Origin of the sequence: Capilliphycus salinus ALCB114379 (genome assembly GCF_047276495.1) — a bacterium.
GTDB classification, from domain to species: Bacteria; Cyanobacteriota; Cyanobacteriia; order Cyanobacteriales; family Microcoleaceae; genus Capilliphycus; species Capilliphycus salinus.
The window spans coordinates 1,509,554-1,536,421 of sequence record NZ_CP178543.1; the positions used below are offsets into that span (position 1 = coordinate 1,509,554).

25 protein-coding genes are annotated in these 26,868 nt (G+C 43.0%); 14 read left to right on the forward strand and 11 right to left on the reverse strand.

Features of this window, described 5'->3' with window-relative positions:
- Positions 1–1,161 precede the first annotated feature (1,161 nt).
- Positions 1,162–1,464 carry a hypothetical protein gene (locus tag ACL6C3_RS06240; protein WP_413166252.1) on the reverse strand — a complete coding sequence of 101 codons (303 nt, stop codon included), beginning with the start codon at positions 1,462–1,464 and terminating at the stop codon, positions 1,162–1,164.
- A gap of 130 nt (positions 1,465–1,594) precedes the next feature.
- Positions 1,595–2,851 carry a CCA tRNA nucleotidyltransferase gene (locus tag ACL6C3_RS06245; RefSeq protein WP_413166254.1) on the reverse strand — a complete coding sequence of 419 codons (1,257 nt, stop codon included), beginning with the start codon at positions 2,849–2,851 and terminating at the stop codon, positions 1,595–1,597.
- A gap of 116 nt (positions 2,852–2,967) precedes the next feature.
- Here ACL6C3_RS06245 and ACL6C3_RS06250 point away from each other — a divergent pair, with 116 nt between their 5' ends.
- The 3 genes from ACL6C3_RS06250 to tsaB all read left to right on the forward strand — a co-directional run bounded on the left by ACL6C3_RS06250 (position 2,968) and on the right by tsaB (position 5,803).
- Positions 2,968–3,216, forward strand: coding sequence for a Ycf34 family protein (locus ACL6C3_RS06250; RefSeq protein ID WP_413166256.1), 249 nt, complete (start codon positions 2,968–2,970; stop codon positions 3,214–3,216).
- Between the two features lie 212 nt (positions 3,217–3,428).
- Entirely contained in the window at positions 3,429–5,147 is a 1,719-nt protein-coding gene (locus tag ACL6C3_RS06255) for a protein kinase domain-containing protein (protein ID WP_413166258.1), read from the forward strand.
- A gap of 23 nt (positions 5,148–5,170) precedes the next feature.
- Complete coding sequence (gene tsaB / locus ACL6C3_RS06260; protein ID WP_413166260.1) at positions 5,171–5,803, forward strand: tRNA (adenosine(37)-N6)-threonylcarbamoyltransferase complex dimerization subunit type 1 TsaB; 633 nt, start codon at positions 5,171–5,173, stop codon at positions 5,801–5,803.
- 94 nt (positions 5,804–5,897) lie between these two features.
- Here the strand turns inward: tsaB and ACL6C3_RS06265 are convergent, their stop codons facing one another.
- Positions 5,898–6,530 carry a hypothetical protein gene (locus ACL6C3_RS06265; RefSeq protein ID WP_413166262.1) on the reverse strand — a complete coding sequence of 211 codons (633 nt, stop codon included), beginning with the start codon at positions 6,528–6,530 and terminating at the stop codon, positions 5,898–5,900.
- 357 nt (positions 6,531–6,887) lie between these two features.
- Between ACL6C3_RS06265 and ACL6C3_RS06270 the strand changes: the two genes are divergently transcribed.
- Positions 6,888–7,973: a CAP domain-containing protein gene (locus ACL6C3_RS06270; protein ID WP_413166264.1), complete on the forward strand. Its 1,086-nt coding sequence runs from the start codon at positions 6,888–6,890 to the stop codon at positions 7,971–7,973.
- An 80-nt stretch (positions 7,974–8,053) separates the two neighbouring features.
- Here ACL6C3_RS06270 and ACL6C3_RS06275 read toward each other — a convergent pair whose 3' ends face one another.
- A complete protein-coding gene (locus ACL6C3_RS06275; protein WP_413166266.1) occupies positions 8,054–9,061 on the reverse strand; it encodes a tetratricopeptide repeat protein in 1,008 nt (335 codons plus the stop codon).
- A gap of 392 nt (positions 9,062–9,453) precedes the next feature.
- Complete coding sequence (cobS, locus tag ACL6C3_RS06280) at positions 9,454–10,254, reverse strand: adenosylcobinamide-GDP ribazoletransferase (RefSeq protein WP_413166268.1); 801 nt, start codon at positions 10,252–10,254, stop codon at positions 9,454–9,456.
- Positions 10,255–10,926: 672 nt separating this feature from the next.
- Between cobS and ACL6C3_RS06285 the strand changes: the two genes are divergently transcribed.
- Positions 10,927–11,373 carry a hypothetical protein gene (locus ACL6C3_RS06285; protein ID WP_413166270.1) on the forward strand — a complete coding sequence of 149 codons (447 nt, stop codon included), beginning with the start codon at positions 10,927–10,929 and terminating at the stop codon, positions 11,371–11,373.
- A 389-nt stretch (positions 11,374–11,762) separates the two neighbouring features.
- Positions 11,763–12,908: a tRNA guanosine(34) transglycosylase Tgt gene (tgt, locus tag ACL6C3_RS06290; protein ID WP_413166272.1), complete on the forward strand. Its 1,146-nt coding sequence runs from the start codon at positions 11,763–11,765 to the stop codon at positions 12,906–12,908.
- A 17-nt stretch (positions 12,909–12,925) separates the two neighbouring features.
- Here the strand turns inward: tgt and ACL6C3_RS06295 are convergent, their stop codons facing one another.
- On the reverse strand, positions 12,926–13,735 hold the full coding sequence (locus ACL6C3_RS06295) for a hypothetical protein (protein ID WP_413166274.1): 810 nt from the start codon (positions 13,733–13,735) through the stop codon (positions 12,926–12,928).
- A 571-nt stretch (positions 13,736–14,306) separates the two neighbouring features.
- Between ACL6C3_RS06295 and ACL6C3_RS06300 the strand changes: the two genes are divergently transcribed.
- The 4 genes from ACL6C3_RS06300 to ACL6C3_RS06315 all read left to right on the forward strand — a co-directional run bounded on the left by ACL6C3_RS06300 (position 14,307) and on the right by ACL6C3_RS06315 (position 16,839).
- Positions 14,307–14,921, forward strand: coding sequence for a pentapeptide repeat-containing protein (locus ACL6C3_RS06300; protein ID WP_413166276.1), 615 nt, complete (start codon positions 14,307–14,309; stop codon positions 14,919–14,921).
- Positions 14,914–15,072 (forward strand): hypothetical protein, encoded by a 159-nt coding sequence (locus ACL6C3_RS06305; RefSeq protein WP_413166278.1) that lies wholly within the window; start codon positions 14,914–14,916, stop codon positions 15,070–15,072. The genes ACL6C3_RS06300 and ACL6C3_RS06305 overlap by 8 nt, the downstream gene beginning before the upstream one ends.
- Positions 15,073–15,428: 356 nt before the next feature.
- Positions 15,429–16,205 (forward strand): endonuclease/exonuclease/phosphatase family protein, encoded by a 777-nt coding sequence (locus ACL6C3_RS06310; RefSeq protein WP_413166280.1) that lies wholly within the window; start codon positions 15,429–15,431, stop codon positions 16,203–16,205.
- Positions 16,198–16,839, forward strand: coding sequence for a YqiA/YcfP family alpha/beta fold hydrolase (locus tag ACL6C3_RS06315; RefSeq protein WP_413166282.1), 642 nt, complete (start codon positions 16,198–16,200; stop codon positions 16,837–16,839). The genes ACL6C3_RS06310 and ACL6C3_RS06315 overlap by 8 nt, the downstream gene beginning before the upstream one ends.
- 281 nt (positions 16,840–17,120) lie before the next feature.
- On the opposite strand, the gene ACL6C3_RS06320 is transcribed toward ACL6C3_RS06315, so the two are convergent.
- Positions 17,121–18,080, reverse strand: a complete 960-nt coding sequence (locus ACL6C3_RS06320; RefSeq protein ID WP_413166284.1) for a bestrophin family protein — start codon at positions 18,078–18,080, stop codon at positions 17,121–17,123.
- 444 nt (positions 18,081–18,524) lie between these two features.
- Between ACL6C3_RS06320 and purB the strand changes: the two genes are divergently transcribed.
- Both purB and ACL6C3_RS06330 read left to right on the forward strand, forming a co-directional pair.
- Positions 18,525–19,820 carry an adenylosuccinate lyase gene (gene purB / locus ACL6C3_RS06325; RefSeq protein ID WP_413166285.1) on the forward strand — a complete coding sequence of 432 codons (1,296 nt, stop codon included), beginning with the start codon at positions 18,525–18,527 and terminating at the stop codon, positions 19,818–19,820.
- Positions 19,821–19,911: 91 nt separating this feature from the next.
- Positions 19,912–20,637 carry a M15 family metallopeptidase gene (locus ACL6C3_RS06330; protein ID WP_413166287.1) on the forward strand — a complete coding sequence of 242 codons (726 nt, stop codon included), beginning with the start codon at positions 19,912–19,914 and terminating at the stop codon, positions 20,635–20,637.
- Between the two features lie 4 nt (positions 20,638–20,641).
- On the opposite strand, the gene ACL6C3_RS06335 is transcribed toward ACL6C3_RS06330, so the two are convergent.
- On the reverse strand, positions 20,642–21,268 hold the full coding sequence (locus ACL6C3_RS06335) for a 4Fe-4S single cluster domain-containing protein (RefSeq protein ID WP_413166289.1): 627 nt from the start codon (positions 21,266–21,268) through the stop codon (positions 20,642–20,644).
- A 300-nt stretch (positions 21,269–21,568) separates the two neighbouring features.
- Positions 21,569–22,318, reverse strand: a complete 750-nt coding sequence (locus tag ACL6C3_RS06340) for an SH3 domain-containing protein (protein WP_413166290.1) — start codon at positions 22,316–22,318, stop codon at positions 21,569–21,571.
- Between the two features lie 216 nt (positions 22,319–22,534).
- Between ACL6C3_RS06340 and ACL6C3_RS06345 the strand changes: the two genes are divergently transcribed.
- On the forward strand, positions 22,535–23,929 hold the full coding sequence (locus ACL6C3_RS06345) for an NACHT domain-containing protein (RefSeq protein WP_413166292.1): 1,395 nt from the start codon (positions 22,535–22,537) through the stop codon (positions 23,927–23,929).
- Between the two features lie 22 nt (positions 23,930–23,951).
- Here ACL6C3_RS06345 and ACL6C3_RS06350 read toward each other — a convergent pair whose 3' ends face one another.
- Together ACL6C3_RS06350 and ACL6C3_RS06355 are read right to left on the reverse strand one after the other, a co-directional pair.
- Complete coding sequence (locus ACL6C3_RS06350; RefSeq protein ID WP_413166294.1) at positions 23,952–24,926, reverse strand: AAA family ATPase; 975 nt, start codon at positions 24,924–24,926, stop codon at positions 23,952–23,954.
- Between the two features lie 51 nt (positions 24,927–24,977).
- Positions 24,978–25,757 (reverse strand): RibD family protein, encoded by a 780-nt coding sequence (locus ACL6C3_RS06355; RefSeq protein WP_413166296.1) that lies wholly within the window; start codon positions 25,755–25,757, stop codon positions 24,978–24,980.
- Positions 25,758–25,882: 125 nt separating this feature from the next.
- Between ACL6C3_RS06355 and ACL6C3_RS06360 the strand changes: the two genes are divergently transcribed.
- Complete coding sequence (locus ACL6C3_RS06360; RefSeq protein WP_413166298.1) at positions 25,883–26,758, forward strand: alpha/beta hydrolase; 876 nt, start codon at positions 25,883–25,885, stop codon at positions 26,756–26,758.
- Positions 26,759–26,868: the final 110 nt, after the last annotated feature.

A 26,868-nucleotide genomic window follows, 5' to 3' on the forward strand; every position in this document is an offset into this window, starting at 1 on the left:
TGAGACTTGGAGGTTGATTCCTCTTGACGGTTTAATCGTTCTGTGCGTTGATCTATCCAGTCCAACAGTCTTTGTGACATTTTGAATTGACCGTTGAGGATTTGATCGGATACCACGATTAGTCCGAAAAGCAATGAGAGTGAAATAATGTCCATCAATCAACTCGTCACTTAACTAGACTGTACAGTTTTATCAAAGCGTATTACAAAGCAGATCAATATAATAGATGATCTATCCCTAAGATAGACTGTACGGTTTGGTTTTGTCAAGGAAAAAGGCAGAAGGCAACAGGCAATAGGCAATCTTGGGAAAGGGGAAAGGGGAAAGGGGAAAGGGGAATTCTGAACTTCTGACTCGGTGACTCCTGTATCGGTGACTCGGTGACTCCTGACTCTTGAGAGACTACATAAATTCTCTGTTTTGTCAAGATGTCTATTTTGGGCTTGGCTTTGGACTTTCAAAATTCGTGCGTCGGGGTTGCTATTTTTTTGTCAGAATCTTCTGATTTTTAACGAGAGAATAGGGGTTTTAGCTTCTATTTTGACGTGTGGACACAGTAACCCCTTGGGTGGTGTTTTTTATAGCCTACCAGAAGCCCTATATTTTCGTCAACTTTTTGAAAATTTTTCTCAGTAAAAATTTCGATTTTTTAGCTTAACTTTTGTTTATTAAAACGATTTTGTGGTTTTGATTAAAAAAACTTATTGTTTTGGGGCTAAAGTTGAGTGCAGGGTTGAGAGTTGCAAGTGAATTAATTGAGAAGTTTTGGAAAGCCTAAATTTAAGCCTAAATTGTCGTGAAGCGGGGTGGAAAAAGTACATTATAGGTTGGCACATATTTCCATTCTTATAAAATAGGTCAAGTCCGAGGATTTGTCAATCGAAAATCGGCGAAATTTTGGGGGAATATAGCAGCACTTCGCGCTTTTGCAATAGGCAATCTTGGGAAAGGGGAAGGGGGAAAGGGGAAGGGGGAAAGGAGAAGGGGGAAAGGGGAAGGGGGAAAGGGGCAATAGGCAATCTTGCTATAAGCAGAAGGGAGTTATCAGTCACCCGTCGCCAGGAGCGCGCTGGTGACTGGTGAGGCAGCGCGGTCTTGGGGTCCCCCCAAGTGAAGCGACTGCCGAACCCGAAGGGTGACTGGTTAAGGGGTTTGTATCGGTTATCGGATCGATTGGACCGTCAAACTGAGATATTGCGAGGAATCTTTCGGATATTTTTGATTGCGGCGGCGTGAAGAGTCGCAAGCGGACTCTGAAGCCGATTTTTGTTGAATATTAATCAAACCAAACCCCAAAGGTTTTTGATCCTCGCATTCGGGAGAAGCAACCCAAGACGGAAATTGACTGACACCCGAATTAGACTGACGAGAAACCAAAACATCGGACTGAGGGCGGGAAATCGAAGAAATTGCAGCGATCGCACCGACCCAAATTAAACACTCCATCCAAGTCCAACGACTCATCACCAACACTCCTGACCAATTCTAAAGACTTTTTACGCAAACTCAATTTTCACGCAACTGAGAGTCGGGTAAGTATCTAGAAAAATTCTCCCGTCTGAGTCACGGCACAAGGAGAAGATAAAATGAAGGACTACTCGCCTTGTTCAAGGCTTTGGGCAGCCCATTGAAGGGCTTGAGAGGGAGTGAAGATCTGACCTTCTACTTGTGCAAGTTGGATCTTCATCAGCAGTTGACCAATTTTCGGACTGGGAGATAAATTTAAAGCTTTCATTAATTCATTTCCCGTCACCAACGCCCGAGGATAGGCAACCGGATCGTCGGGGTTCAAGAAACGTGCAACCAGAGGCGACAGGCTGGCCGATGAAACGCCGTTCGCGATCGCCAGGACTGCCAAAGCCGGAAACAGGGTTCCCACGTCTTGAAAGAGGAAATACTGCTGTCTCAGAGACATTTGGGAGGGGGGAGTCTCCTGTAAGGCTGATAAACCTTTGATCAGAGCGATCGCACTTTTGAGTTCAACTTTGCTGTATTTTAGTTGAGTTAACTCGATTTCGGCGACAACCGGATCGGGAGTCAGCAAACAGGTGAGTTTGGCGAGGGCGAGTAAAGAGGTTTTGAGGGTTTCTCGCAGAGGATGGGTAATTAGCGAGGTTAATTCGGGCGATTCGCGATCGAGATCGGCAACGGCAGGGTTAATCTTGAGGAGTTGGTGAAATTGTTGGCAGGCGTGGGGAAAGAAACCGGACAGTAAACCATCTTCCCAGGCTTGTTTGATCCAGACTGCACCTTGAGGGCAATTTAACAAATAGCCTAACTCGGTTTGGATTCGTTCGACGGCGACTTGAGAGAGTGCGGGGGCGAGTTGGCGGATGGTAGACTGGGTTTGAGGTTCGAGTTGACATCCGAGTTGGGCGGCTTGACGGTAGCCCCGCAGGAGTCGCAAGGGGTCATCCCGGAGGTTTTCCGGGGAGATCATACGGATCAGTCGCTTTTCGATGTCGGTTTGGCCGTTGTGGGGATCGATCAGTTCTTGGGTAAACGGGTTATAGGCGATCGCATTGAGGGTAAAATCGCGCCGTTGCAGATCTTGGTGTAAACTATTGGCTTCGGCTTGGGCAAAATCAACGGTGGCGTCGGGAAATACCACCCGTGCGATTTGGCGCTCGGCATCCAATAATACAAATCCGGCTTTATAATATTTAGCTATATTCTGAGCAGTATGAATCGCTTGTTCAAATAAGACAAAATCTAAGTCTAAATATTCTGCTTTTCGCCCAAGCAAGGCATCTCGGACTGCACCTCCCACCAAATAAGCGGGTTGGGGTAGCCATTGGAGATCAAACGGCCATGTTTCTGTAAACCCGATCGAGTGAAACGCTTTTGACATTGCAACAAAAATCAACCTAGTTGGCGCGGCCAGTATTGTCTTGCCTAAGCTACATTAGCTAAGAAAGGACTTGAATTCAATTGAGTCTGCTGAAATGCACAGAGGATATTTTTAAGATGTGTATTTGTGTCAATTGTCACTATGTCGATCGCTGTATGACCTACCACGCGGTAGAAACACAGCATCAAGAACGTCATCTGACTGAAAATCCAACCTTCGACCCGATTGAACCTACAATCAATGTTAACATTCGTTCCCGAGACGACGAGATCGAGATGGAATGGGATGTTGTGGGTTGTGAGAGTTTCACCGAAGAAATGGGGAAATGGGCGAAGTTGCGTCCGGGTGAGTTGATCCCCACCTAAAAACCAATGGTTGAGGGGATCAAAGGATGGAGAAAATAGGGGAAATTTTCCCAATCATCGGTGAGATTTAATTCATCGCGACCAGAAGGGATAAAAGCTAAAATTCTGTTATATTTCCCGTTCTCTGTCCTTTATTTTTTTCGCTTCCCTCGGATTTTTTCTGTTGATATTTTCAATTTTAAATCGATGCGTCTTCTGCATTCTATATTCAAATGAGTCATTGCTTTAATCCCAATTGTACTCGTCCACAAAATCCCAACGATGCCGAATTCTGTGAAAGTTGCGGTTCGGTTTTGGTCTTAAAATCTGCTGATGAAACGACTCAAACTTCTCGTTATCGAGGCATTCAATTAATTGGACAAGGCGGGTTTGGTCGGACATTTTTAGCGGTGGATGAGTCGAAAGTTTCTCAACCTCGGTGCGCGATTAAGCAGTTTTTCCCGCAGGGAATGAACGGGAAAAAAGCGGCGGAGTTATTTCAACAAGAAGCCAAACAACTCGAACGTTTGGGACAACATTCTCAAATTCCTAAATGGTTGGGTTATTTTGAACAAGAGGGCTATCAATATTTAGTACAAGAATTTATTGAAGGCAGAAATTTGGCCCAAGAGTTGTTTGAAAAAGGGTCTTATAGTGAAGAAAAAATTAGACAGTTATTAAAGGATTTACTGCCCGTTTTAGAGTTTATTCACAGTCATAAAATTGTTCATCGAGATATCAAACCGGAAAATATTATTCGCCGTCGGACGAGAGTAGAAACCGGGGGAAATTTGGTCTTAGTGGACTTTGGGGCGGCTAAATTAATGACCGATGGAATGTTACCGAAAACGGGTACAATGATCGGAAGTGCGGCTTATACAGCGCCGGAACAATTGATGGGAAAAGCGGTATTTGCGAGTGATATTTATAGTTTGGGAGTGACTTGTATTCATCTGTTAACTGAAGTTCCGCCTTTCGATTTATTTGATAGTCAAGAGGGAAGTTGGGCTTGGCGAGATTATTTAAAAACTCCTGTTAGCGATGAATTGGGACGGGTTTTAGATCAAATGTTGCAGGGGGCGACCAGCCGACGTTATCATTCTGCGGCTGCGGTTTTGCGACATTTAAACCCCCGTCCGACTTATATTGATGCTTTTCCGGGGTTAAAAATTCCGGCGGAAATTGATTCAACACCTTCTATAGAAAAAGCGGATGAAAATTCGACTTCGAGGTTAACCTCTTCTCAACCTTTACCCGTCACCAGAAGTCAGTATAGAATTCAATCTCAAGCTAAAATTATTCAAGAAAAATTACAAGCGGTCTTGAATAATTATGAGGTCAAGATTCAAGTCAGTTTGGTTAAAAAACATCAGCTTACTGTTGTGATTAACCGTCCAGACAGTCGGATTATTAGTTATGGTTATTTAGCGAAAATCATCGGTTATGAACTCACCCAACTGCAACCGAAGAATGTTCGCCAAGTGAAGTTACTGGGAAGACTTAAAGGAAAAAGTGTTCCCGAGTGGAAAAAGCTGTTAATTTTAGACCGAAAAACTCAACTGAGAAATCAATTGATTAAATTGCAAACTCATCCGGTTTATTTACAAGTCTCTCAACTCACTTCTCATAAGTTTTGGATGAACAAAATCCAGAAAAAAGAGTTTTGGATGGATGTGTTAATGGGGTCGATGATTAGCTTTATTTTTACAACCAATGTCATCGTCTTTACCCCGTTTATGGCTTTTATAATTGCCTTGGGTTTTCTCAAGGTCAAAAGCCTAGTTTCTCAAAGCGGTGAAATTGAAATCGGCGTTTTATTCGGTACAATAGCCAGTTTGTTTGTGTTATTTACTTTTTGGGAGATTAAGGAAGCAAATCAAGGCTTTTTTGGGATTATTTTAGCCGCGATTTTTATTGCAATGCCGATGTTTTACTCCAAAGGAAATTATTAAGTTTTGTCTACAGGTTTGAAATAATGCCCTCTGATAGCCTAAAATATGGTTTAGCCATTCATACCAGCAGCCCTGAACTTGGGTTAGCCGTTGGTAATTTTACCGAAGAAATTCGTTATCAATCTTGGAATTTGGGGCGAGATTTATCGGTACAACTCCATCAATATTTGGCGGAGTTTATTCAACCTCAAACTTGGTCAGATTTTAAATTAATTGCGGTTGCAAAAGGTCCGGGTAGCTTTACGGGGACTCGCATGGGCGTAGTGACAGCGAGAATATTAGCCCAACAGTTAGAGATTCCATTATTTTCGATTTCAACCCTGGCGGGAATGGCTTGGCAAATCTTTCCAAAAGATGCAACCTTATCGGACAATTTAGCCCTACAAATGCCCGCCCAACGGGGTCAGTTTTTTGTGGCTATTTATGGCAAACAAGAGACTTTAATTGAATATTTACCCGATAGCGTGATGTCATTGGAAGCTTGGCAAACAACGTTAGAAAAGTGGAAAAATCCTTATAAACTGATTAAACTTGAAGGAGGTTTGGGAGACTCAGCCATGAGTTTATTAGAGTTAGCCCATTTAGATTTTCAACAAGGAAAACGCCCTCATTGGTCGGAAGCTTTACCCTTTTACGGACAGCATCCAGTTGACTAAATTCTGAATGATAAATTTTGAATTCTGAAATCCCAATAAGGATTAAAAACCCGGTTTTTCAAAAAAACCGGGTTTTTGGGGTAGAAAGAGATAGTTACTTAACATTTAAAGTGATGGGAGTAGTAATGGGATAATCTTCACCAATGACTAACACTTGATAAACCCCATCTTGAGTAATAGAAGCCGTAACCAAACCTTCTTTTAAAGTTAATAATTGACCCGTCGGAGATTTAATCGCCAAGGAAACAGCATTCGCCCCAACCGTCAGAGTTTGACCAGTTTTACACCGAATATTGAGGGGTTGAATTTGTTCTTCAAACAAACTAATTTCTAGAGAAGTTTTCTCTAAATTTTCTCCAACTTCAACGAATCGACTGGCTTTATAAGTATATTCCAATAACCGCCAATCTTTAAACGGAGACTTGTCAGAATTTCTAGTTTGAGTTTGAGTTAAATCAACCTTAATCGCCGACTTGCTAGATTCTTCTTGGGGATAAACTAAAATTCGATAAATACCAGATTCGGGTAAAATCCCTTTCCACTCACCAGAATCAAGACTCGTTAATTTTTGTCCAGAAGGGCTTAAAAGTTTTGCTTTTGAAGTTCCTTCGTATACTCCCAGAGTTAAATATTCTCCTTGTTTTCCTTCAAAAATATAGAGAGTGGGTTGGTTGAGTGTGGCTTTGATTTCACCGAATTGAGAAATCGACTTGATGGGATAGTTCATGGTCAGGACTTGGGGTAGGGGTTGACAAAAAAGAAGTTATTTGGATGGACTAGCAGCAGTTGGGGGATGTTTCTTTATACAAAAAGTCTAAAATCTTCTCAGGAAATCTCAAGCTTATGTGTGATAGTTCTTTAAGCTACATAGCAAATCCGAAATTTTACGGAAGACAACGGGTTAAAAATTGTAGACAATTGGAGAAGTGACACAATTGAGGTAAAGTTTTGTTGATTTTTTCCAAATTTCAAGGGTTTGTTTTGAAAAAGAAAATTTGGGGGTACTCTAACATCAGGACGCAATGCTGTTGTTAAGCTTTACGGTGTTTGTTTAGCAAGATACGGATAAAAATCGGAGTAAATCATGGTTTTGGTACCGGATACAGAATTGGGTTTGTTGATGGGGGACAATTCCTCCGAGTTGATTACTCTTTCTGCGGGTCAATTAACGGATTTTCCTGGTGGTGTCTTAACGTTGGGGGGCGAAGATACGGTCAACGGTTCCGCTGATTCTGAATTAATTATTACGAATCAAGATGATGATTTTGTGTTGGGTGGAAGTGGAAATGATACGTTATTGGGGGGGAAGAATAATGATTCTTTAGACGGACAAGATGGCAACGATGTTTTGTTTGGAAATTTGGGGGAAGATACGCTAATTGGCGGGGGCGGTGATGATAGTTTATTTGGCGGTCGAGAAAATGACGAACTTACTGGCGGAAGCGGAAATGATACGCTTTATGGTGATTTAGGGGTCGATACGTTAACGGGTGGTCAGGGTGCCGATATTTTTGGCTTGCGAGAAAATGGTCAAGGAACTGATGTTATTACTGACTTTCAAGATGGTATTGATTTGATGGAACTTCCCGATGGGGTGACGGAGTTTAGAGTTGAAAATAACGGTTCAAATTTAACTCAAATTACCGTAGTCGCGACAGGGGAAGTGATCGCCAAACTTGAGGGAATTCAACCCTCTGAGATTACCCTTGATGATTTTGTAAACGCTCAGATTTTTCAGAGTTCTCAACCTATCGATCTTCCCGAAAATTTGATTAATCGTGTGGTACAATTAAGTAATGAATTTCGCTCCGAAAATGGTTTATCTCCTTTGACTTTCAATTCTCAATTGGGGATGGCGGCCGAAAATCACAGCGAAGATATGGCGTTAAAGGATTTCTTCGATCATATCGGTGTTGATGGGTCTAATGTTGGCGATCGCATTTTAGAGGTGGGTTATGATTATTCTACGGCCGGAGAAAATATTGGGGCGGGTTATTCGACTCCCGAAGCGGTTGTAGAAGGGTGGATCAATAGTCCCGGACATCGGGCGAATCTTCTCAACCCGGATTTTACCGAAATTGGAGTCGGTTATTATTTCCTCGAAAATGATACGGGAAATGAAAACTGGAATCACTACTGGACTCAGGTTTTCGGAAGTCAATTGAGTTAATAAAACTTCGGAATTTATCAGAATTGATTCTAAAAACCCGGTCACTTTTGAGAAACCGGGTTTTTCCCTCAAAAATGGGGTTAATCATCAATAAATTCGGCTTCACAAATAGTTGATTCTCGACAATTGAGATCGACTTCATCCCATACTCCTTCTAAAAAGGTGGTGTAAAAGTATTCTCCACCTTGATTAACTTCCATTTGAGGAGCGTTGCGAGAATAGCTTTCATCGTGGGGGGTTCCTCGCTGGGCTTGGTAGTAAAGATAGGCGTCAGCGTTGACACACATGACATGATAAAAGTCTTTATTTGCAGCCACGCGATCGCCCGATTTATAAAGTGCTAATCCTCGGTTTAGGTAGGCTTTAATGTAACTCGGATCGATGAGTAGGGCTTGATTAAAATCATCAATTGCAGCTTTCATTTCTTTCAAGCTGTAGTAAACGCAACCTCGATTATAGTAGGCGTAAACGTTATAAGTATCGATTTTTAAAGCGGTGTTATAATCTTCTATGGCTTGTTCATGTTCTCCGAGTTGATGATAGCAAAGACCTCGATTTATGTAGACTTTTGTGTAATTTGGAGCAAGTTCTATGGTTTTGTTAAAGTCTTGCAGGGCCTCTTGTTTTCGTCCGGTGATGTAAAAAGCTCGACCCCGGTTATAATAGGTCTTGTAGTTTTTCGGATTGAACAGTAAGGCTTTGTTGTAGTAGGTTAACGCTTCTTCGTATTCTCCGCTTTGAGCAATTGCCAAACCCAAATTATTGTGAATAGCATCGCTGGTTGGGTTAAATTTCAAGGCAATTTTTAAGTCTTTGATGGCTTTTTTATAATTCCCCAAATGACGCCAAGCATTTCCCCGATTTAGATAGGCTTCTGACAGCTTCGGATTAATTTTCAACGCATAATCTAAATCTTTGATTGCATTTTTATAGTCTTTCAAATGATAATAAAGTAAGGCGCGATTATTATAAGCAATGGCATGGTTAGGATTACGACTGAGTACCTGATTGAAGTCGTCCAATGCGCCTCTATAATTTCCTTGACGGGCTTTAGTTAAACCCTGCTGATATAGTTTTTCATTTTGCATGGAGTGACCTCGAAGATAACTCGGTGTTCTTAAGAATTTCAGTTAAAATTGGATGCTGTTGGAGTCAGGAATTGACCTACTGTTCTTGTTCTTAGACGAACACCCATGACAACAAGTTTAAGCGATACTCTCCAATAGATGAACTTGCAGATCTACAGCTTGCCAAATGGAGTTGGCTCAAGAAAGCTAATGTTTCCGATGTACCCTAAATTTTTTGGGCTTGAATCACAGAATGGTTTGGATTGCCCCCCGAGCCGAGCGAGTGTTAGGGGAAATCTCAACTTACAGGCTCAAGCTTTTCTCCTAAATCTATATATTATTCGCTATTCTCATCATACTTCCTGGATCTTAATATTTCAACTGGCCCGACAATGGGAGTGAACGGTTTGGAGTTAAGCGCTTTCTAAAGCCACCAACAAGCATAAAAGAAAAGTTTCTGTCCATTCGACAACGGCGCCATAAGTATCGCCTGTATGTCCGCCGAGTCGAGCGTTAAACCAAGCCCCGATCAAGATGGCGATCGCCCCTCCGCCCAAGGCCATTCCGACAGCAACCAACCACCGGCTCGGGTCGAGTAAAATTTGTAAACCGCTCAAACTCAACAGAAGTAAAATTCCGGGAATCAGATCGAAGGGAGTATAAGTAGAATCTTTGTGAAAAGCGCCTTTTCCGACGGCTTTAAGATAGGGATAACGGGCGATCGCCACCAACTGTCCCCATCGTCCCCAACCGGCAACCGCCATGAAGACGAGGGGGCGATATTGATCTAAATCGCTCAGGGCGGCGGTTTTCAGCAAAACGATCGCAATGGCGGCCATCACCCCAAAGGCGCCGGTGAGACTATCGGACATCACCTCAAGTCTGCGGTTGGGATCGGTCACGGCCAAACCATCGGCGGTATCCATCGCCCCATCGAGATGCAACCCCCCGGTAATGGCGATTCCCCCGACAACAATTAAAGCCGAACGCAGCAGGGGAGGAAACCCCAAGAGGTTTAACCCCCCATCAAGCAGTCCCAACATTCCTCCGATCGTTAAACCAATGACGGGAGCCAGCCGAGCAATCCCCCGAAATTCTAGCGTCCAGGATAGGGGGACGGGTAAGCAGGTGTAGAAGGCGATCGCGGCGGCTATGGCGGCGGTCTGCTGTCGCCAAAATTGTTTGATAGACTGAATCAGTCTGTCATTTGACATAGAAACATCCGGGTCGGGTCGATTTCTTTACTTTAGCGGAAATGTTTCCTTGATCTGCCATCGGTTTTGAGGTCGATAGCTACAATTTTTCAATCAAGGGGATACATATTTTCTTAGCTGTGCCACAATGAAAATAATACCTCTCTATTGCTTGCAGTCGTTGAGGTGGTTGTCAGATTTTGCCATCTGCAAAGGGTGCGAATTCGATCAATTTTGTGAAATTCGATTCGGCTTTTCCGATCGGGCAGCAAATTGTGACGATCGCCACAGCCAAGGCAGAATTATCAAATTAATTACTTAGATCTTTCTGTCTGAGCTTTGCTAGAATTGGTGCGTTGCAACAGCGTGTTATTTGTCAATAGCACCAAGTATGACTCTAAAACTCTAAATTTTGTCAAGAATAGAGGCAAAAATCTTTATTCGGAAGGGATTCTATTTTACGGCGACTGAATAAAAAATCAAATTCGTCTGTAGTTTAGAGAACTTCCGAAAAAATGACTCAAAGAAGCAGTTCCAACCGAACTGCGACTCCAGAAGCAGTAACTTTATCTCCAATTCGGATATACTTAAGTGTGGGGAAAAATTCAATGTTCAATTTCTTTCCACAACGCACGAATTGGACTAGATAGAGTTGCCACCAAGGGAACTTATCACATCAGAGGCTTTTGCTCCATGAGTTACGACCAATTAAATTACAGGGTGTCTGCTCCATGTATCATCGATACAGGCATAGTCGTCAACAAGAGTGATATGCAAAAACTGCTTGTTGATCTCGGCCATGTCCGTTATCTTCATATCAGAGACGGGCAGGTGTGCAACGAGGCGGAAGGCTATGTCTTAGAGGTGTTCGCCTCGGAGCAGCAAGCAACTTTAGTAGCGAATCATGCTCTCTACTTGAATGTCAACAGTTTTGATTATCTCGAACTGAAACAATCTCCCGACAAAGAAACCTATTTCGATCTCGTTCAAGAGGGGAATTTACTCCGGTTGATTCCGCTTTCTAACGCCTTAGAAGAACATTCGAGTCGCACGTTCAACGCTGCGGCCATCGATGCGGTGATGGATCAAGTCCTGTCGGGAAATTGGGATAGTCAGCTTGATGAGGACTGCCCTTTTTAGCATCAACGGCAAGAAACCTCACATCGTCATCTGTGATTAGATGTTGAGATCAATTGCCTGCGTCGTGATAGGATGACACACAACTCGACACGGCCAGAAGTATAGCGATAACCAAGCTAGACTCATAAACGTAATTGATGAAAACCGTGTATTTTGACCTGCGGGACGTGGGGCAAAGTCTGTCGCCAGAATGTAAGACTAGCTATTGCTTGTAATAGAAAGCTATTCTTTGGGCAATTGTCCTATCGCATAATCTATTGATTTGCTGTAGGTAGTTCACAGACAATGGGGAGTGAGAAATTAGAAGGAAACTTGGATGACATTGGCGGTCGAGCGACGTTTTCTGACCGTCTATCCCCTCTAATTTTGAGTCCCTCATTTGTTAATTCATGTCAGAACCTTTTTCATTTCAGATTCAGGCTCGCAGTTCTCAAACCTCAGCGCGAGCGGGTATTTTCTCGACTCCGCACGGACGGGTAGAAACGCCCCGATTCATGCCGGTTGGCACCTTAGCCAATGTCAAAACCCTGACTCCGGCTCAGTTAGAAGCGGCAGGCGCCCAAATGGTGTTATCCAACACCTATCACCTGCATTTGCAACCGGGGGAAAAAATAGTCGCCACCGCCGGCGGCTTGCATAAGTTTATGGCTTGGAAGGGGCCAATTCTCACCGATTCGGGTGGATTTCAAGTATTTAGTCTCAGTGAAATTCGCACCATCAACGATGAGGGCGTCATTTTTCGCTCGCCTCACGATGGTCAAATGATTCACTTCACCCCAGAACGCTCCATTTTCATTCAAAATGAACTGGGGGCGGATGTGATCATGGCGTTTGATGAATGCCCTCCCTACCCCGCCAGTCGCGAACAGGTGTTGGCGGCGACCGAACGCACCTATCGCTGGCTAGAACGCTGTATAACCGCTCATCAACGCTCCGATCAAGCCTTGTTTGGAATTGTCCAGGGGGGCGTTTATCCCGACTTGCGACAAGAAGCCGCCCGGGCGCTCGTTAAACTGAACCTTCCCGGCTACGCGATCGGCGGGGTGAGTGTCGGAGAACCGGCCGAATTAATTGAAAAAATCGTTAAAGTCACAACCCCCTTTCTTCCCGAGGAAAAACCCCGCTATTTGATGGGGGTGGGAACCTATCGGGAAATGGCCCAGGCGATCGCCAACGGTATCGACTTGTTTGACTGCGTGATACCGACTCGTTTGGCCCGTCACGGGGCGGCGTTAGTCCAAGGGGAACGCTGGAACCTGAAAAATTCCCAGTTTCGAGAAGACTTTCAACCCCTCGATGAAACTTGTCCCTGCTACACCTGCCAAAACTTTAGTCGGGCTTACCTCGGCCATTTAGTCCGGGCAAAAGAACTCCTCGCCTACACTTTACTCTCGATTCACAATGTTACCGAATTAATCCGATTTACCCAACGGATTCGAGAGGCAATTTTAGCCGATCGCTTTTCCGAAGAATTTGGCGAATGGCTAAAACCCGAGAGTGAGGAGTTGTCCGCCCCCAACTCGGGCGAGATCTAAATTCACCTCAAACCCTCTCAACGGTTGCGTCGGGTTTTAACCGGGGGAGGGAGAAAGTCCGTTTGGTCATCATAAAAAGCGTAGGGCCAAGCAAAATTAATCGGTTGCATGGGATACTTTTTCACATTCGACGAACGGCGCTGAGGCTGAGTGAGGACAAAAATCAAACTCAAGATAAAAATGCTTCCCCCCAAAAACAGAGCCACGACTATCCCCACCAAAACCCAAAGTACAGCCGTTTGAATATTAGAAGTCGCTCCCGAAGCCTGAACCGGAAACGGTTTGGACGAGCCACCCGTCCAAGTCATCATCCGCTGCTGTTCATTGAGTTGCATCAAAAGCTGCTCATTTCTGAGCCGGTGCTGCTCGGTTTGCGAGGTCAGTTGTTCGATTTGCAGGCGCTGGCGTTCCGTCTGCGTCGTCAACTGCTCAATCTGCATCCGATGCCGCTCCAGTTGAGTTGTAAGCTGTTGGGTGGTGTTTTGCTGCTGCTGAAGCTGGTTTTGGAGTTGAGGATCGGAAGTATTTTGATTCGAGCTATCGGATGGATTACTCGGTACCGGACTCAGGGGAGGGGGAGGAGGAAGTTGCAGTGAACCGTAGGGTTGACTGGATTGGGGTGGCCCAAATGGGAGGGTACCAAAGGGCTGATTGGGTTGAGTTGGATTGAAAGGTAACACTCCATAGGGTTGATTACTATTAGACTCTGAAGAATCTTTTGAGTTGCTAGAAGGCAAGTCGCCGAACAATAGCCACCCAATGAGCAGGAGGAGGGCGGTCATTACGGTGAACATACACCCCCCCATAAATGCTGTCGTTTGACTCATTCCCTTCTGCTTCACGCCACAATTCCACTAAGACAATATAATTTTTGAATCTCGGTGCAATCACCGGGGGTTTGTCCCGTTCTTCGCCTTGAACTTGAGCGCATTCCCAATAGGGAAGTATACTGCATTTGAGTCACAACCGACCAGAGCAGTAGACTCAAATCGTTAAAATCCTACTGTTCGCCCAAGATAGAAAGGATTAAACTCAAATTTGTCCAACTTTTGCAAAAATTGTCCAATTTTTAACGGCATCGCACGAGCTTCTTTTCAAGCTAGTTTGGCTTAAGATACTTTAGAAAATGGTTCCCTGTCAATCGGCTATCAAAAAATCGTTCAATTTTTCTCTGTCAATGGACAGGGCTTTGAATCCCGAATCGCCTTTACTATTTTTTAACACGACTCTCAAACCCCAAATTTCCAGATTGTCAACAACTTACCCCTTGAAAAAAGCAACAAAAGCTGTTAATCGCTGGCAATCTCTGTTACCCGTGATAAAATCGGTGGCACAAGCCCTCATGCGTTCATTTTGCCTTCATTTGTGGATTTTTTTGGCTGATTGGGGAAAACAATAATGAAACTGCAAGCTCTAGCAACCACGATTTTACTCTCGACCTTGGGGTTGGCAACCGAAACTTTGGCAGCAGATGAGGATGCGATCGCCCAACTGCGGGCCACCAATCGCTGTCCGGGGTGTGATTTACGGTACGCCGACCTACGCGGACTCGACCTCAGAGGAGCCAACTTGTTCAATGCTCAACTGCAAGGGGCGATTCTCAGCGATACGGACCTGCGGAGCGCCAACCTGTACGGCGCGAGTCTGTATCTAGCCAATTTATTTCGAGCCAACCTCGCCGATGCTAATCTTTACGAGGCTAATCTCACCTACGCAGACTTACAAGGCGCCGATCTGCGACAAGCCGATTTATCGGGAGCATCCTTAACCCGGGCGATCGTTCGCAAAGCCGATTTTCGAGATGCGAATTTATTTGAAGCCAACTTCAGCGAAGCCTACCTTTCCGAAGCCAATTTCGAGAACGCCGATCTGCGTCAATCTACCTTTTTCAAAGCCAATTTAGCCGATGCTAACTTTGAGGATGCTAATCTATTTGCGGCCGATCTTCGCGAAGCTAACCTCAAGGGGGGCCGATTTCTCCAACGCCAATTTACAAGGCGCTATCTTGATTAACACCAATATCGCTCAAGCGGAATTGTCGAATACCGATTTAACGAATGCTTTGCTGCAAGAAACCGGACTCGGGCCTGCTGTCTGTGTTCTCAATCAGGTGGTGAATTGCTTAGTTGAACCGGCGGGTTCTCCGGTTCGTCCTCCCTTCTAAGGTCTAGAATTGTTTCCGGGAAAAAGCTGACTGGGAAGATCAAGTTATCAATGGATAATTGACAATGGATAATTGATAATTAATTAATCAGGTTTAAGACCTCTCCTTTCAAGGAGAAAAAAGAAAAATTATCCAGGGAATCGAGTCATCCGCGATTCCCTCCCAATTCCGAAGGCGGTGAACGGATGACTTGCTCTGTATCAATCCTCTTGATTTAGATCGAGGTAATTATCCATTATCCATTATTAATTATCAATTATTGAATGATCCTTCAGACATTTTAAATGACTGTCTGAACCGATCAATGACTACTATACTTATAATTTCTCCTGTTCAGCTTTTTCGGTGTCGATGTGATGAAAATTGTTACATTTAACGTTCGTTATGATAAACCCGATCCGGGTAACAATGCCTGGGTCTGGCGGCGAAGGGTGATTGCTGAACTGATGGCGGACTGGGATGCTGATTTGATTGGAACTCAAGAAGCCAAAGCCCATCAGTTGCTTGACCTCCATCGACGCTTGAGCAATTATCAAAGTGTAGGAGTCGATCGCCTGGGTAACGGTTTGAGCGAATATTGTGCTATTTTTTACCCTCAACAGCGTTGGCACTGTCTCAAACACGGCGATTTCTGGCTGAGTGAGACTCCCCATTTGGTCGGAAGTATCACATCGGACTGGAAAAATCCGATTCCCCGCATGGTGAGTTGGGGAGTGTTTGCCGGTGCTGGATCAAACAAGCCGATTGTGATTTTTAATACTCATTTCGACTATGAGAGTCAACAGGCTAGAGAGTTGAGCGTTCAGTTAATTCGCGATCGCTTGAGTCAATTTAACCCGGATGAATATTTGTTTATGGTTACGGGTGATTTTAACGCCGAACCTCAAAGTCTTCCCCGCAAAACCCTACTTGAACCCCTCAGCAATGGCGTACAGTTGCACGATGCACTGGCTGAGATCGACTTAGAGGAACAAATGAGCTATCACGAATTTACCGGAAAAGGGTTCGCCGCAGTCGATACGATCTATTATGATAGCCGTTTAAACTTGGATCGAGTCAGCGTTGATCGCACTCAAATTGATCGCGTTTGGCCGTCCGATCATTTTCCTATTATTGCTCAGTTCAATGGATAAATCTTATATTTATTTACACGGGTTTGCTTCTAGTCCCAAATCAGCTAAAGCGGATTTTTTACGCGATCGCTTTCGAGAAAAACAGATTGATTTACAAATTCCCGATCTCAATCAAGGGGATTTTTATCATCTTACCCTCACCCGACAATTGCAACAAATTGAAAGCGAATTTAATCTCAAATCCGAGCAAAAAAAAGTGATTGTTGGTTCGAGTTTTGGGGGGTTAACTGCGACTTGGTTGGCTCAAAGAAATCCATCGGTTGAACGGTTAATTTTACTCGCTCCCGCCTTTGAATTTCTGATTCATGTGTTACCGCTTTTGGGGAATGAAAAGCTGGAAAAATGGCAACTTGAACGAGATTTATCGGTTTATCATCACGGCGAACAACGGGATGTTCTTTTAAACTATCACTTTATAGAAGACTTATCTCAATACTCGGATGAACAGCTAAACCGTTCTCTCCCTACGTTAATTATACATGGAAAACAGGATGAAATTATTCCGATTGAAGCCAGTCGCAATTATACCGCTTCTCGTCCTTGGGTGAAACTGATTGAAGTGGAAAGCGATCATGCTTTGGGGAATGTTTTACCGGAAATTTGGGAGGCGATCAAGTTAAATTTAGATGAATAAAATCTACGATTTGACTTGAGAAACCGGGTTTTTGAGCTATAAAAAGTTGCAAAAAACCCGGTTTCTGATCTGTTGAGAAACCGGGTTTTTCCGAAAAAATAACGGGATCGGTTAAAAGAAGTTGCAACCAACCCGGTTTCTGAGTTTTTCAGAAAAGTTGCAAAAAACCCGGTTTCTGATCTATACCTGAGAAACCGGGTTTTTTACAAAAAATAACGGGAGAAGCAAAAAGCGATCGCAAAAAACCCGGTTTCTAATAATTCCCCTAAATTAATCGATTTCTAATGTTTTCTCAAAGCGATCTCGACCAAATTAGAAGTTTTAGTCGGGGTTGGAGTTGACTCCTGTTCAACGGAGGAAATTGTATTTTCTACACCTTGAATTATTTTACCGCAAATTTCATCTAAGGGAAGATCGGTGGCGTCATCTCCAAAAGGATTATCCATTTGACTCCCAATTTCATCAACTCCGAGTAATACCAAAGCGATCGCCGCGACTGCAAACGCCACCCACCAGTTTAACGCATCGACCAAACTAAAGGGTAATAAACAACAGTAAATTAAGATTAATTTTCTCAAAAAATTGACATAAGCGGGAGGCGTTGATGTGGCGACTATTCGTTCACAACAAGTCAAGCCTTCGATGAGATGATTGAGTTGATTTAGCACGATCATTTGTTGTACGGATGTGAGGGTTTGGTGTTGACAGACTTGTTGTAAATGACTTCTAATTTCTAAGGAAATTTCTAGAGGTAAATTTTGGGTTTGACGACATTTATCTAAAAGTTCTGCTGACAGCCAATCATCTAATTCTGTGGTTGGGGTTTGTTGTCGCAGATGAAATTTAGTTGAAATTGCAAACGCCGCTAATAGTTTTAATAAAACTGTTTTTTTAGAGTGGATATACTCATCTTTTTCGGGAATAGCAACCTGAATTTCTCGGGATAAATTGCGAATTTCAACCGTTAAAATTCCCCAGGCTTGGCGTCCCTGACAAAACCGTTCATAGGCTGCATTTGTTCTAAAAACCAATAACAACCCCAACACCAAGTTACAAGCAACATTGGTGGTTAAACTTCCGACAACATTTAATTCTAACGTCGGTTGAAAAGCATGAAAACTCGCCACCCCAAGACCCCAACTGGCAAAAACAATTGTTCGGGGTAAAATCGCGCCTAAAATTTTACCTTCAGATTGGAGAGTTTCCCAAAACCAATTAAACTGATTAACACTGAAAAGCACGTTTAGATTTTCTCTAAAAAAGGGGATTAAAAACCCAATTTCTCTTGTAAATCTGGTTTTTAGGGTGTACCTTATGCGATCGCACAGTAGAATAATATTCTAGCTAAAGTATAAGGTATAATCAAATCAACGCTGTATCATTTGATGCGAGTTTCATCCCTTTTTGATGAAAAGATTATTTTGTAAATATTAGTTTTACAAAAGTTTAAAACCCGATACAAACACTCAGGCTTATTCATAAACTTTCCCGGTCAAATGTGAGTTTTGAGAACCCATGAAAGCGGCTCAAAGGGTAAAATAACAATTGACATCGCACCAGATCGCCACTGACCGCTAAAATAAAACGGTTATGCTTGCGAATACACAGATCCGTTATCTGCTGTCAAGCGGCATTTGTAAAGTCACCGAGTCCCTAAAAATTAGGTCAAATTCAAACAAATAAAAATGATTGAACGGTATACACTGCCTGAAATGGGCAATCTTTGGACGGATGAATACAAACTGAAAACCTGGCTGCAAGTGGAAATAGCCGTCTGCGAAGCCCAAGCCGAGTTAGGATATATTCCCAGCGAAGCCGTCGAACAGATCAAAGCCAAGGCAAATTTTGATCTCAAACGAGTGCAAGAAATTGAAGCCGAAGTTCGCCACGATGTGATCGCATTTCTGACCAATGTTAACGAATATGTGGGCGATGTCGGGCGCTACATTCACCTCGGTTTAACGAGTTCCGATGTGTTAGATACGGCTTTGGCTTTACAATTGGTTGCCAGTACCGATCTACTTTTAGAACGGATAGAATGTTTGAGTCAAGCCCTGCGTTATCAAGCCCAACAACATCGCAATACAGTAATGGTGGGGCGATCGCACGGGATACACGCCGAACCCATTTCTTTTGGCTTTAAACTCGCCGGATGGCTGGCTGAAGTCTGTCGCAACCGGGAACGTTTGGTGCGTTTGCGGGAGAGTATCGCCGTCGGTAAAATATCCGGGGCGGTGGGAACTTACGCCAATATCGATCCCCGTGTCGAAGCGATCGCCTGTCAAAATTTAGGGCTGCAACCGGATACGGCTTCAACTCAGGTCATTTCTCGCGATCGCCATGCCGAATATTCCCAAATTTTAGCATTATTGGGAGCATCTATCGAACGGTTTGCGGTGGAAATTCGCAACTTACAACGGACCGATGTTTTAGAAGTTGAAGAATACTTTTCTAAAGGTCAAAAAGGGTCCTCAGCAATGCCTCACAAACGCAACCCGATCCGCAGCGAACGGTTAACGGGACTGGCGCGAATTTTGCGGGGTCATGCGGTTGCGGCTTTAGAAAATGTGGCGTTGTGGCACGAGCGGGATATTTCTCACAGTTCTGTAGAACGGATGATTTTACCGGACTCCTCTACCATCACCCATTTTATGTTAGTGGAAATTACAGATTTAGTCAAAAATCTGTTAGTTTATCCCGAAAACATGGCTCGAAATATGAATCTCTATGGAGGTGTTATCTTTAGTCAACGGGTTTTGTTGGCTTTAGTTGAAAAGGGATTAAGTCGCGAAGAAGCCTACAGTATTGTTCAATCTTGCGCCCACCAAGCTTGGAACAAACCCGGAGGCAATTTTTACGATTTAATTGTCAAAGATGAGCGGGTAACGGCCAAACTTTCAACCGCAGAAATTGAAGCCTGTTTCGATCCTCAATATCATTTGAGGCATTTAGAAGAAGTGTATCAACGCTTAGACATTTAATCATCAAGATCAGGGGTTAGTGGGTTGACTTTCGTCTGACCCCAATTGATTCACTTCTTTTCAAGTTGTATCGAGTTCTCAGACGGAAAATATGACTCGAAAATTGGTTTTATTTGTTAGTGTATTGTTTGCCATCATCGGATGTCATCTAATCACGGTTCCTCGGGTTAAAGTTGAGGTGAATTCCCGGCCGGCAATGGCGGTACAAATGGCACAAAATCAGTCAACTCCTCCTTTTATTCAAGCCTATTCTCAAGTTCAAGATTGGGAAAGATTGGTTGATATTGGGGATATTAATCCTAATATTAAACTGGATATTCGTTACGCCACGACAAACAACTTTTTAAAGCGAAAATTGTATTCAGTTCCCCGCTGTTTGCTGCGGGCTGATGTTGCCAAATCTCTTTCAAACGTGCAGCAAGACCTAGAAGAAATGGGCTTGGGATTGAAGGTTTTTGATTGTTATCGACCTTGGTCTGTAACAAAACAAATGTGGGATATTTTACCCGATAATCGATATGTTGCCAACCCTCAAAGAGGTTCACGTCATAATCGCGGCGCTGCGGTGGATTTAACTTTAGTTGATCTTCGCACAGGGGAAGAATTAAAGATGCCCACCGATTTTGATGATTTTACCGAAAAAGCCGCCCGAGATTATTATTATAATTCTCCAGAAGTTCGCCGCAATAGTAACTTGTTGGAGTACAAGATGAAACAGTACGGCTTTGATTCTTTAATTACGGAATGGTGGCATTTTGATGCGGGGGATTGGCAACAATATTCCCTGTTAAATGTAGAATTGGATCGGGTGCCTTAAATTCTCATTCACCCAAATTCATTTGACCCCGAAAACCGGTTATAATTCGACTGCCATCTTTGAGAACGTGAATCTCAATTTGATCGCTCGCCCAGGTCAGTTGATCGGCAAATTCGGGATTAAAAACTCTCACTTTTTGATTGCGAGAAGATACGAGAGAATCCGGTGAATGAATGGCTACAGATTCGACAAACGGCCCATCAATTAACAGGTCCAATTCCTTTAACAATTCTTGAGAACCGACGGGGGCATTTGGCGATCGCAATTCGTCCAAGGTAAAGCCGGAAAACGACATTATATTTAACCCTTTGGCTTTTAAAAGTTTCGCCAGTTGAGTTAAAGCGGGGGCTTGCCAAAAGGGTTCCCCGCCCGAAAATGTTACCCCTTGATTGCGAGAATTACTAACAATTTTATCGGCTAATTCTTCGACTTTTATTAACTGATTGGCTTCAAAAGACCAAGAGGGCGTGTTAAAACATCCCCCGCATTCTCGCTGACAACCCTGTACCCAAACCACCGCCCGACAGCCGGGACCGTTGACTTCGGATTCATCAACATAACCCATGATATTTAGGTATCCGGGGGGAATTTCTGCTAATAAAGCGGGAGGATCAAAAATTAATTTGTTCATCGGTAATATTTGGTTAAAAAGAGTTAACTTTTCGGAAACAGTCACGTAGGGGCGGGTTCTACCCCGATCTATATTTTCCCACCAATAACTGACATAAACCCGCCCCCAAGTCGGAGAAAACTGTCAGGTCGGGGCGGGTTTAGCAACGCTGTTTGTAAGATTAATAAATCTATGCGAACCCGCCCCTACATTACTGGTGACTGAAAAAACCCGCCCCTACAGATTGGGTAATTTGATTCTATTGTAGAGAAATTATCTTCAAACTCTCCTGTTCTGAATTTTTATTTAAGATTTTATCCCTTACTGAACTTTCACCAAAAATTCGTATTCATATCCGCGAAAATTAGAATCAAGTTCTAAACTATATTCTCCAGTTTGGGGAAGTTCACCCGTCCATTCTGTGCGATCGTCAGTATAAGGATCGCCGGCTAAAAGTTGTCCGTCTGGGGTAACAATCCGGGGAAAAACCTGTTCGCGACTTTCAACAGTTAACGTTTGACCGGCTTGTGCATTGAGCGTATAACGATGACTTCCCCCGCCAATAATTTCACCTTTAATAATCGCCGAATTTCCCCCCGGAAAAAAGTTGATCGCTTGATTGACATTTGCACAGCTACTTTTCGTGCGATTTTTCGCCACCCATCCTTCAACCGGACTGCTAATTTGTAACCAACCTTGGTCTTCCTTAACAACAGAAATAAAGGTATTATTATCGAGTTGACCGACAATATTACCCTCTTTCACTTCCGGGGATGAACGAACATTTAAAGGCGGTTCGGGATCGTCAACCACCGCCATATTAATGCGACAATTCTCTACAGGCGGTCGAATCACCATCGGGTTAGTTTCGCCAGAAGGCGGAGATGGGGGGGCGTTGGCGGGCGCTGCGGCGAGGGGAGAAGGGGTGTTTTCCGCTGGCGTGGTGGAGTTGGAAGTGTCGGAGGAGGGAGCTTGAGAAGAAGGAGTCGATACCGTAATATAGGCTACAATCACGGCACTAGCGAGTCCGGCGGCACCTGCAATCACTAACTGGCTAGGTTTGAAGGACATCAGTATAAACCTCGTTTCTCGGGGAAAATTGAGCGGACATTCAGTCGGAAAAGCTGTTATTGGGTGTAAGGAGTTTCAGGATAGTGTCTGAAAAGTCAGGATTTTATCCTAAAATTTGACATCGAGATTTTAAACGATCGTCTACCATGTATATTTTAAATTAAATCCAATTAAACTTAAGCTGGCTAGAATTTGACGCCAATATCTTTTACTTCTATGTTACGATTCAATTCCAATCGACTCCCCTATCAGAAACGTTATCAACTGCTTCAGCACGTTAAAAATGAAGTCAAGCAATATCGGTTACAATCACCTCACCGAGCGGTATTAACCCATTTAGTCCGTGAAACTCCCCCCTTACGAATGCGGCGAATTTGGGATATCGAAGCCAAGGTGGGAAATCGTCCGAGTTTTCGGCTATCCTCCGACTGTGGGATTATCCCAATTTTCGATCGCATCGGGGGAAAGTTGTTGATTCTCGGGGGAACCGGTGCGGGAAAAACAACAACATTAATGGGGTTGGCGAAGGTATTGGTTAGACGGGCGTTAAATGATGAAGGGGAACCGATTCCGCTTTTATTAAATTTAGCAACTTGGACGGATAGCGAACAATCGATTGAAAGTTGGATTGTTGAACAGCTTAAGATTAAATATGATGTTCCCACCGAGTTGGCTAAAGATTGGATCGAACACTTACAAGTTTTACCTTTATTGGATGGGTTGGATGAGGTTTTAAAACCCCAACAAAATGGATGTATTCTCAAGCTGAATGAATTTTTATCGAGCAATATTTGTCCTCTTCATATAGTGGTTTGTAGCAATGTAGAAGCTTACCACAATTGCGAGGCGGTTTTGCGGCTTAACGGTGCGATTTTGCTGCGTCCCCTCACCAAAAAACAAATTAGAACTTATTTGATGAATGCTCGCAGTCGAGAACTTTGGAATAATATTGAAAATGATGAGAGTTTATTAAAGTTGGCGAAAAAACCGTTGTTTCTCAGTCTGATGACGTTGGCTTATGAAGAAATTTTAATTTCTTCTTGGAAACGGTTGCAGACTTTAGAAGAACAGCGACAATATTTATTTAATGCTTATATTAGAACTCAAATCGCCCCCCACAGAGAACAGCCAACTTCTCGTAAAAATTGGGAAGAAAAAAACTTGGAAAAGGTTAGACATGGTTTGGAATGGTTGGCCAAACGTTTGGAGGAAGAAAATAAGTCTGAGTTTTCAATTCAAGAGATTTCTCCGAGTTGGTTGCAGGATTATGAACAGGAAAAAAAATATAGTATTGGGGTTAAATTTGTTTCGGGTTTGATTTGGTGGGGAATTGTCGCTTTGATTGCGCTTGGTGTCATTTTTGAATCAATTTGGGTTGTTTTGTTCGGGTTAATTGTCGGTTTGATTTGGGCGTTTCTCTACAAACGGTTGGCGATCAATAATTGGATAGAACAGTCTATTTTGCGGGGATTTTTGTCTTATAAAGGTTATCTTCCCTGGCAAACTAAACAGTTTTTAAATACTGCAACTAAACGGTTACTTTTACAAAAGGTTGGTCGCCGTTATCGGTTTATTCACCGTCTACTCCAACAACATTTTTCCCAAATGTAATCGGATATTATCGGATACTCTATTACTCATAATTTTGATAGAAAACCCGATCTTCTTTTGACTTGATCAAAGTTCCGAGTAAGGCAATTTGTTCGGGTAGATTTTCTAAAGAAATTTGAGCTTGTTTAACGGGTTTTTGCAGTAAAGCACCTATAAATTCAATCACTTCGCCGGTTCCGGGTGGTCTTCCTTCGGGACGTTCTTGGATAATTTCACGCATCTCCAAACAACAGGCGATCGCATTTTCGATTAGCTGATTTTGACTGCGGTTTAATTTCGGAAAACGCAGTTGAATAATTTCTTCTAAGCGTTCTTCATCGGGAAATTCAACATAAAAATAAAAACATTTTCGCAAGACATCATCCGCTAAAGGCGTTTTATTGTTGTGAGTAATAATGATTATTGGTTTATTTTTCGCTTCAATAATTTCTCCGGTTTCCTTGACTTTGTATACCATTTCATCGAACTCTAACGGTAAATCTCGGCTAAAATCTATCTGGGCTTTATCGATACCATCAATTAACACAATCGGGCGATAATCTTCCTGTTGGAAAGCCTCAGCTAACGGTCCCCATTCCCGATAACTCCTGCTCTCTTTTAAGCGGTTTATCCGTTGTTCAAGTTCGAGAGGATCGATAGATTTTTCTAAAGAATTAAGGGATTCAAAGAGTTGATTTTCTCTAAAGAGTTTGATACAATTATAACGGTAAAATCCATCTTGCAGGCGAGTTTCTGAGGTGATTTTCCAGAAAAAATAAGGCCATTGGCGAGTCGTTCCTTTGAGATATTTTTGAGTGAATTCATAGGCGATCGCAACAGCTAACCCTGTTTTTCCACATCCCGCTTCCCCCTCTAACAACAGAGGTCGTTGTTGTGCGATCGCCAAGTTAACCGCTTCGATCAGATCCCCGCTCGGTAAATAAGGATAAATTCCCTGCTGTTCAATTTCTGCGGGTGTCGGTTGGTATTTCCCAGTATATTCTAGCGGTTCATTCATGGGGGAGTTCACTAAAAATTGGGTTGAATCTGATTAATTTTACCCGGTCAATTATTCCGGTTTTGTTCGCCGAACTTGATAATGTAAAAAAACCTCCTGTTCAATTTGTTTAACCTCCAATAACTGCAATTGGGGAGCCAGATCGGATAAAAAACCCTTTCCTTCGACGGGAGTAGGCGCATCAACACCCCCAATAATTATCGGACAAACCGTTAACCAGAATTCATCAATTAAATCCATTTGAATTAACGAACCAACCAATTCACCCCCGCCTAAAATTGCCAGTCGTTTGAGTCCGAGTTGCACCAATTGTTGAAAAGCATCATTCCAGTCAATCGAATTAGAATTTTTGGGGAGAGTAGGAGCGATTAAAATCCGTTTAAAAGGCGCGTAATAATCCGATTGTATTTCCGAGTTTTCCGCCAATTGCGTTAGCTGTAAATTTTCTCGTTTAGCCTGTTCAAATCCCTGAGAAGTGGTCAACAACCACCGGGGAATAGACTGCTGAAAAAAACGCCAATTTGGGTTAATTTTACCCGAATTGGAACAAACAATTTGAATCGGTTGCACCGATTTCCCTTGCTGTTGACGTTGCTGCAATAATTTCTCAGAAGAAACACTCAAAGTTGTACCGTAGCTATCGAGGGTTCCTCGTCCGAATAAAACCGCATCAGCACCAGCAATTTGAGCCTCCAGATGGCTGCTATCTGTCGCCGAACCGAACCGAGCGGGTGAACGGTTTTGATCGGTAATTTTACCATCTGCACTCATCGCTAAAATTACGGTTGTATGAGGTCGATTAAACGATTGTTCGGAATGTAGATTATTCATTAATTTTTAAAAGTTTCCGGAAAGTTAACTCGTCGGGTGCGATCTTGAATCTGGCGGTTCTCAATTCATTTGAAAACCCGTTTATAATAGTAAACGATTGAAGGAAATTTGCAAAATTAGCTTGTATGGCAGACACAACCCGGATTATTTTAGGACGACTAGAACTTATTTTAGCAGTAGCCTCTGCACTTGCTTACACCGTTGCTTGTCTTATTCTTCGTTTTGCTCAAAGTCGGTTTATTTTTTTCCCTTCCAGAGAAATTAAAACCACACCCGAAGAATTGAATTTACCTTATCAAGAAGTTTGGCTACCTGTAGCAACAAAAACAGGTAAGCTAGAACAGGTTCACGGTTGGTGGATTCCTTCAGATTCTAATTCCTTGAAAGAAGAACGAGTCATTCTTGATTTTCACGGGAATCGCAGCAATATTAGCGCCAATTTAGATTATGCTCAACAATTTCATCGGATGGGTTTATCGGTCTTTTTAATTGATTATCGAGGATACGGACGCAGTACCAAACGTGTCCCCTCAGAGACAACCGTTTATCAGGATGTAGAAATCGCCTGGAATTATTTAATCTATGAACGGCGAATTAACCCCCGAAATATTTTTGTTTTTGGTCATTCTCTCGGCGGTGCCATTGCCATTGATTTAGCTTCTAAACATCCAGAAATTGCCGGATTAATTATTGAAAGTTCTTTTACTTCGATTCGGAAAATGGTTGATTTTAAAAAAATATATTGGATGTTTCCCGTCGATTTATTGTTAACTCAAACCTTTAATTCTATTGCCAAAGTTTCCAAGCTGAAAATGCCGATTTTATTTACTCACGGCACCAACGATCGCGTTGTTCCGGTAGAAATGAGCAAAGAATTATTCGCAGCCGCCACCGAACCCAAACAGCTTTTAATTGTACCCGGTGCCGGCCATAATGATGTTCGTCAAGTTGGCGGAGTGATGTATCAGGAAGCTTTGCGCGAGTTTATCGAACAGTATTGATTAACTTGGCTTATCTGTTACCCCAGAAATTTCTATTAAAAAAACCGGGTTAAATGGCCATATTTTTTGTAATTTTCCCGAAAATCAATTACAATAAAAAGTCTAAGCTT

What these genes read in the sequence shown, in the direction of transcription:
- ACL6C3_RS06240 (WP_413166252.1), bottom strand. Translation starts at nt 1,464, where the DNA reads ATGAGTCGTTGGACTTGGATGGAGTGTTTAATTTGGGTCGGTGCGATC.
- ACL6C3_RS06245 (WP_413166254.1), bottom strand. Translation starts at nt 2,851, where the DNA reads ATGTCAAAAGCGTTTCACTCGATCGGGTTTACAGAAACATGGCCGTTT.
- ACL6C3_RS06250 (WP_413166256.1), top strand. Translation starts at nt 2,968, where the DNA reads ATGTGTATTTGTGTCAATTGTCACTATGTCGATCGCTGTATGACCTAC.
- ACL6C3_RS06255 (WP_413166258.1), top strand. Translation starts at nt 3,429, where the DNA reads ATGAGTCATTGCTTTAATCCCAATTGTACTCGTCCACAAAATCCCAAC.
- tsaB (WP_413166260.1), top strand. Translation starts at nt 5,171, where the DNA reads ATGCCCTCTGATAGCCTAAAATATGGTTTAGCCATTCATACCAGCAGC.
- ACL6C3_RS06265 (WP_413166262.1), bottom strand. Translation starts at nt 6,530, where the DNA reads ATGAACTATCCCATCAAGTCGATTTCTCAATTCGGTGAAATCAAAGCC.
- ACL6C3_RS06270 (WP_413166264.1), top strand. Translation starts at nt 6,888, where the DNA reads ATGGTTTTGGTACCGGATACAGAATTGGGTTTGTTGATGGGGGACAAT.
- ACL6C3_RS06275 (WP_413166266.1), bottom strand. Translation starts at nt 9,061, where the DNA reads ATGCAAAATGAAAAACTATATCAGCAGGGTTTAACTAAAGCCCGTCAA.
- cobS (WP_413166268.1), bottom strand. Translation starts at nt 10,254, where the DNA reads ATGTCAAATGACAGACTGATTCAGTCTATCAAACAATTTTGGCGACAG.
- ACL6C3_RS06285 (WP_413166270.1), top strand. Translation starts at nt 10,927, where the DNA reads ATGAGTTACGACCAATTAAATTACAGGGTGTCTGCTCCATGTATCATC.
- tgt (WP_413166272.1), top strand. Translation starts at nt 11,763, where the DNA reads ATGTCAGAACCTTTTTCATTTCAGATTCAGGCTCGCAGTTCTCAAACC.
- ACL6C3_RS06295 (WP_413166274.1), bottom strand. Translation starts at nt 13,735, where the DNA reads ATGAGTCAAACGACAGCATTTATGGGGGGGTGTATGTTCACCGTAATG.
- ACL6C3_RS06300 (WP_413166276.1), top strand. Translation starts at nt 14,307, where the DNA reads ATGAAACTGCAAGCTCTAGCAACCACGATTTTACTCTCGACCTTGGGG.
- ACL6C3_RS06310 (WP_413166280.1), top strand. Translation starts at nt 15,429, where the DNA reads ATGAAAATTGTTACATTTAACGTTCGTTATGATAAACCCGATCCGGGT.
- ACL6C3_RS06315 (WP_413166282.1), top strand. Translation starts at nt 16,198, where the DNA reads ATGGATAAATCTTATATTTATTTACACGGGTTTGCTTCTAGTCCCAAA.
- purB (WP_413166285.1), top strand. Translation starts at nt 18,525, where the DNA reads ATGATTGAACGGTATACACTGCCTGAAATGGGCAATCTTTGGACGGAT.
- ACL6C3_RS06330 (WP_413166287.1), top strand. Translation starts at nt 19,912, where the DNA reads ATGACTCGAAAATTGGTTTTATTTGTTAGTGTATTGTTTGCCATCATC.
- ACL6C3_RS06335 (WP_413166289.1), bottom strand. Translation starts at nt 21,268, where the DNA reads ATGAACAAATTAATTTTTGATCCTCCCGCTTTATTAGCAGAAATTCCC.
- ACL6C3_RS06340 (WP_413166290.1), bottom strand. Translation starts at nt 22,318, where the DNA reads ATGTCCTTCAAACCTAGCCAGTTAGTGATTGCAGGTGCCGCCGGACTC.
- ACL6C3_RS06345 (WP_413166292.1), top strand. Translation starts at nt 22,535, where the DNA reads ATGTTACGATTCAATTCCAATCGACTCCCCTATCAGAAACGTTATCAA.
- ACL6C3_RS06350 (WP_413166294.1), bottom strand. Translation starts at nt 24,926, where the DNA reads ATGAATGAACCGCTAGAATATACTGGGAAATACCAACCGACACCCGCA.
- ACL6C3_RS06355 (WP_413166296.1), bottom strand. Translation starts at nt 25,757, where the DNA reads ATGAATAATCTACATTCCGAACAATCGTTTAATCGACCTCATACAACC.
- ACL6C3_RS06360 (WP_413166298.1), top strand. Translation starts at nt 25,883, where the DNA reads ATGGCAGACACAACCCGGATTATTTTAGGACGACTAGAACTTATTTTA.